The organism is Mycobacterium sp. GA-2829 (assembly GCF_001499965.1).
GTDB lineage: Bacteria > Actinomycetota > Actinomycetes > Mycobacteriales > Mycobacteriaceae > Mycobacterium.
Map to the genome: position 1 here is coordinate 1 of NZ_LQIT01000074.1, position 5,417 is coordinate 5,417.

The window sequence follows — 5,417 nt, forward strand, 5'->3', positions numbered from 1 at the left end:
CCCCGACCCGCCCTCAACCCAAAAACGTGTCGGCACATTGGCACAAGGGGTGCAATACTGGGTTGGTGCCGCTCGATCCGAGCCTCCAACGCCACCCTCTTCTTCGTTCACCGCAACGAGTTTGGTGGCTTACGCGATGCTGACGATCTCTCGGCTGTCGCGGTGGAGTATCCGGTACTACAACGAGACTGCCGACAAAGCTGCACAGGCCGACATGGATCGCCAGTCGTCGAATGGCGGCCTCGGCGAGTACTACACCGAGGACGACACCCGCACCCCGACCTGGATCGTGGTCGGGGACGAGGACACCGTCGTCGAGCAGACCGGACTCGACGGGGCCGCGATCGACGGCGGCGACGTCGACACCGAGACCGCGGCGACGTGGCTCGACGAAGGCCGCGCCCCCAACGGTGCGGACGGGCGGGCCTTCACCGACAAGAGCGTGCACGGATTCGACCTCGTCTTCGCCGCCCCCAAGAGTGTCTCGCTGCTGCGCGCACTGACCGACGACGTCGCCGAAAAGGTGCTGCAGGCCGCGCATTCCCGTGCGGTGACCGCGGCCATGACCTACCTGCACCAGCACGCCGGCTACACCCGGGTGCACAACCCGGCCACCGGCAACAAGGATCTGCAGCGGCTACCCGGGCTCGTCGCGATCGCCTACCAGCATGAGACGTCGCGGTGCGGCGACCCGCATCTGCACACCCACGTCATCCTGCCCAACCGGCAACCGCGCAGCGACGGCACACTGGTGTCGCTGGACTCCAAATCCCTGCACCACGAGGCCAAAGCCGCCGGCATCATCTACCAGGCGACGCTCCGTCACGAGCTGCATGCCGAACGCGGCTTCGAATGGCACCCGGTCGACCCGCACTCCGGGATGGCCGAGATCGCCGGCGTGGACCCGGCCAGCATCAAGGCGTGGTCGCAACGGTCGACACGGCTGCGGGAATGGGCGCGCGACAACCTCGTCGTCGTCGACGGCGAACCCACGCCCGCCGAACTGGCCGCCGCGCAGAAAGCCACCCGCCCCGCCAAACCCGAGTCCCTCTCGTGGCGAGAACTCAAGGAACAGTGGCGCGTCGACGCACGTGGACTGCGGCTTGATCGCGACGCGCACTTCACCGCGCGCACCGCGCGGCGTACCGCACACCGCGCGCTCACCCCCGCGCACATCGCCGACATTGCCGCGCGCATCGACAAGCCCGCGTTCACCCGCGCCGACATGGTGGAACTCGTCGGAGCCCAGCTTCCCGTCGACGCCGCCGGCGACCCCCGGGCCCTCATCGAGCAGATCGTCGACCAGGTGAGCGTCCGCATCACCGATGTGCGCCAGGCCCACCACCGCGAAGGCCACGAGAAGTTCACCGTCGAAGCGGTCATCGCCGAGGAGGAGCGGATCCTGACGATCGCCGACGAGGCCGACAACCGGGCTCGCCTCGACATGCGCGAGACCGACCTCGGCGACCTGTCGACGAGTCAGGGGCGCGCCATGCGCGACATCGCGTTGTCCCCCTTCCTGGTACAGCCGCTGCAGGCCCCGGCCGGCGCCGGCAAGACCCACTCCCTCAGAGCGCTCCGGGCCGCCGCCCACCGCACGGGCAAGGAGGTCGTCGTGGTCGCGCCCACCGGCAAGGCAGTCGACGAGGCGCTTCAGGAGGAGGCGGGCGACCGTGGCCTGACCGTCGCGAAGGCCTTGGCGATGATCGAGGAGCACCGGCTCGACGTCGATCGGTCGACACTGCTGGTGGTCGACGAAGCGGCGATGGTCGGCACGCCAGAGCTCAAGAAGCTGATCTCCGTCGCGGTCGCCGGTCGCACGAAAATTGTGCTGGTGGGCGACGCCTACCAACTGGCGCCGGTGCGGGCGCGCGGCGGCATGTTCGAGCACCTGTGCGCGGAGCTGCCGTGGTCTCAGCGGCTCGGCGAGGTATTCCGGATGCGCGATCGCGATGAGCGGGACGCGTCGTTGGCGTTGCGGTCGGCGTACGGCAATAGGTTGCGGACGGCCGTCGGGTGGTACCGCACGCAGGGGCGGTTGCACTCGGGGGATCCGGTCGCGATGGCGACCGACGCCCTCGATGCGTACCTGACCGACCGCGCTGCCGGGCGTGACGCGCTGTTGATCTGTGACACCTGGGAGATGGCCGACGCCCTGAACCGACGGCTTCACGACACGCTCACCGAGGAGGGGCCGAGCGTGTATGGCGCACGGGATCAGCGGATCCGGGTCGGCGATGTCGTGATGAGCCGACTCAACGACGCGACGATCCCGGTGCGACCCGGGAGCCAGCGCGGCGCACAGCGGATCGACCAAGTCCGCAACGGCAACCGGTGGCGCGTGGCCGCGGTCGACACTGCGACCAACCGCATAGCAGGCGAACGCCTCTCCGACGGTGCCCGAACGGTATTCGACGCGGAGTACTGCCGGGCACACGTTACGCTCGGCTACGCGGCGACCGTGCACTCCGCGCAGGGGGTGACGGCCGATACGTCGCACGCCATCCTCGGCGACGGCTCGAGCCGGGCAATGCTGTATGTGGCCATGACGCGGGGTCGGCAAAGCAACCACGCGTTCATCTATGAGCGCAGCACCGGCGAGGCGGACCACGACCACGCAAAGCCGGTGTCCGGGGAGCATATCCACGTGCTTCGCCGCGGGACGAAATACCAAGCGGCGCAGATGTTTAGGGTCATTCTCTCTCGCGATGACCGGCCGAGGACGATGCACAACGAAGCCGGCCGCACCGATCACAACCGGCTACCCGCCATCGTCGCGGATGCCCTGAGCCGCAACGAGGCCCGCGTCTCCGAGCGGCGCGCGGTGTGGCGGCAGCATCAGGCAGAGGCACGTCGGTGGCGCGGTTACGACCGCGCGGCGGCGGTCAGAGCCGCAAGTCGGGCTGGCAAGCGTGATCTCGAGGTGGGTGGCATTGAGTGGTGACGAACCAGGAAGTGCTGCACCGAAGTCGGTGACCATCCGCAGTCCCGCCTGCGAAGGGCGCGGCGGCGTTCGAGCACATTCTGCGGTGGGTGGTGCGTTCAAGCCCGAGGAACTCGCGCAACTAAGCGAGTCTTGACTGGGCCAGTCGGTGCTGCCGACCGGCCGAGCTGTTAGCAGCGAGTGCTGCGGTATCAAACTCTGTGTTCAATCGATGCTGGACCCGCCAATGCCGGGGTTGGGTAGGATTGGCAGGGATCGCGCATGGGCTCTCGCGGCCGAGCGGCTGGCATTAAGTGTTGCCCAGAAGCCATGCTGGCGGTTTTGGTCGAGGTTGAGCGGCAGATCCGTCACCTTCAGAAGGTGTTCCTCAGAGAGCCACGGCTCAGGGGTCGTCAACCACGACACGAGGGCGTTTTGGTCCATCCAACGCGACAGGTCACGCTCTCCGAGCCCGAAATGCATCCGTTTGCCGGAGCCGTACCGGCGTAGCTCGATCCCCAAACGCTCCGAAAGCAGGCAGCCGAGGGTGAGGCGAAGCGTCGATCCTTCAGCGTTACCGGTGTAGTGCGTATATATGCGGGAACGCAGCGCCTCTCTACTGGGGGCTCGCCCGTTCGTGGGTGGCTTCTTCGGGCTAATGCCTGCATACAGCAGTGTCAGCCCGTCACGGGTTTCGCAGTTCGCGGCGTCGATTGCGGTGGGTAGTTCACGGAACCACCAGCCGTAGACGCCGGGCTCGCGTGGAACCGGGGATGGGCGTGCGAGAACCTCGGCGCGGGCGTGAATGTTGGCGGCTAGATAGTTGGCCACCTCGTCGGGCCTTAACACGGTTCACCTCGTCTCTTGCTGTGGGCGGAAAGGTACACGAGCAAACCACGCGTCTTCCAGGTCTGTGCCGGTGAAAGCCTGACCCCGGCCTCCTTCGGCGACAAGACCGACGGTTGGCGCTTTCGACGAAAGCCTCCGGCCGGGGTTCCGAGTGGTCTCGGGTGCAGCGGGGTTGGTGTGTCGCACGACCCGAAACTTGAGGGGAAGCTTCGGGTATCCGGTACCAAGCTTTCGTGAGTTTGGCCTACGAAGACCGCGCGACGAGAAGACCGCCAGTTGACGGCGCGGTACAGGCAGACAAGTGCAGGCAGGATCAATTTCGTCATTGCCTTCGACCAGCGCCGACTTCAGAAGCCTGATTCGCGAAGGCGCCCTGGGAGTTCTGCGACTTGCGCGTGCTCCTACCGGAAGTTCAGAACCGGAGGCTCCTCCGAGATATCCGCGTCGTTGACCAAATAAGCCGTCGCCTCACCGGACTGCGTCTCGTTGTCCCTCGTTTGGTAGCTGACCGGTATCTTCGCCTGTCCGGTCACCATCACCTTCATCTGGTAACCGCTGAGGTTGCCGATTTCCACACCGCTCAAATTGGCCCGTCCCCAGCGCACCGTGCCATCGACGGCGTCGTAAGCGTTGAGTTTCGTCGGGCAGTCGGGCGGGTTGAGTTGATTTGACCGCTCGCAGTTGGCGAAAGCGTCGGTGACAGCCATCATGACGGCGTCGCGGCCCTCGTCGTTGAGTTTGAACGTCGGGCGGATGTATGAGGAGTAGGACGTCAGCTGGTCGAGGAGCAGCGGTTCGGCGGTGACGTCCATGTAGGGGTTCTCGCTGCCCACGTCGAGGTAGCCGGGGAACACATACCGGGTGCCCTCACTGGCGGGCTTGCCGAAGAACGTCAGCGTCTGTTCCGGGCTGTCTTCGCTGACGGAAGGCGCCTGGTCGAGCTTGATAACCGCACTCTCGAGCTTCCAGCCGTCCTCCCCCTTCTTCATGCGGATGTTCGCGTCGGACACCTGGTCTCCGAACTTGACCGCGACGTGGACGTTGCCCATGCCGATCGACTCCAAGCTGGGGTCCTCGTCGAGAATGCGGATGTCGGAGATCGGCCACTTGGCGATCTGCTTCTTGAGGACGTCGTCAGTGAGGAAGTCGGTGTTGGCTGGCTGCTGGTTGCCGTAGGACAGCGCCTTCTCGGCGTCCCCCTCGCTCAGGGCCTCCAGGTACGCCTGGACGGTGTCACCGGCCTTCGCGTTGTCGCCGGACCCGCCGCCGACCACGGTAAAGCCGATGATGAGCGCGATGACGAGAACGACGGCACCACCGGCGATCAGCGCGATCATCAGCGGTTTGCGGTTGCGCGGCGGCGGACCCCCGGGGCCGCCGGGCCCGGCGGGGAATCCCTGATCCAGACCCGGGAAGTGCTGGGAGGTCTCCGGCGGTGCCCCTTGCCACGACGGCGGCGCGGTCGGCTGCTGCTGTTCCCAACCGCCGGCCGCGGGCGGCTGCTGACCCCATGAGGGCGGGGCGGGCGGCTGCTGCGGAGCAGTCCCGGCGCTGTGAGTCGGCTGGTGCGGCGCAGGCGCGGCACCGTGGCCCGGTTGTTGGGGCCACTGCGCGGGGGTGGGGTTCGGTGCCTGCTGGCCGTACC

The 5,417-nt window shown here is 66.8% G+C and carries 3 protein-coding genes; 1 reads left to right on the forward strand and 2 read right to left on the reverse strand.

Annotation, left to right across the window (positions count from 1 at the left end):
• Window positions 1–136 precede the first annotated feature (136 nt).
• The gene (gene mobF, locus AU194_RS28745) at window positions 137–2,944 is read left to right on the forward strand and encodes a MobF family relaxase (protein WP_059092660.1); all 2,808 of its coding nucleotides are present in this window, start codon (window positions 137–139) and stop codon (window positions 2,942–2,944) included.
• 204 nt (window positions 2,945–3,148) lie between these two features.
• Here mobF and AU194_RS31535 read toward each other — a convergent pair whose 3' ends face one another.
• Window positions 3,149–3,754 (reverse strand): GIY-YIG nuclease family protein, encoded by a 606-nt coding sequence (locus tag AU194_RS31535; protein WP_231743612.1) that lies wholly within the window; start codon window positions 3,752–3,754, stop codon window positions 3,149–3,151.
• 419 nt (window positions 3,755–4,173) lie between these two features.
• Window positions 4,174–5,417 (reverse strand): DUF4878 domain-containing protein (locus AU194_RS28750; protein ID WP_157576580.1); only part of this gene is annotated, 1,244 nt, incomplete at its 5' end.

Excerpts from the sequence above, each read along its gene's own strand:
- mobF (WP_059092660.1), top strand. The coding sequence starts at position 137 with ATGCTGACGATCTCTCGGCTGTCGCGGTGGAGTATCCGGTACTACAAC.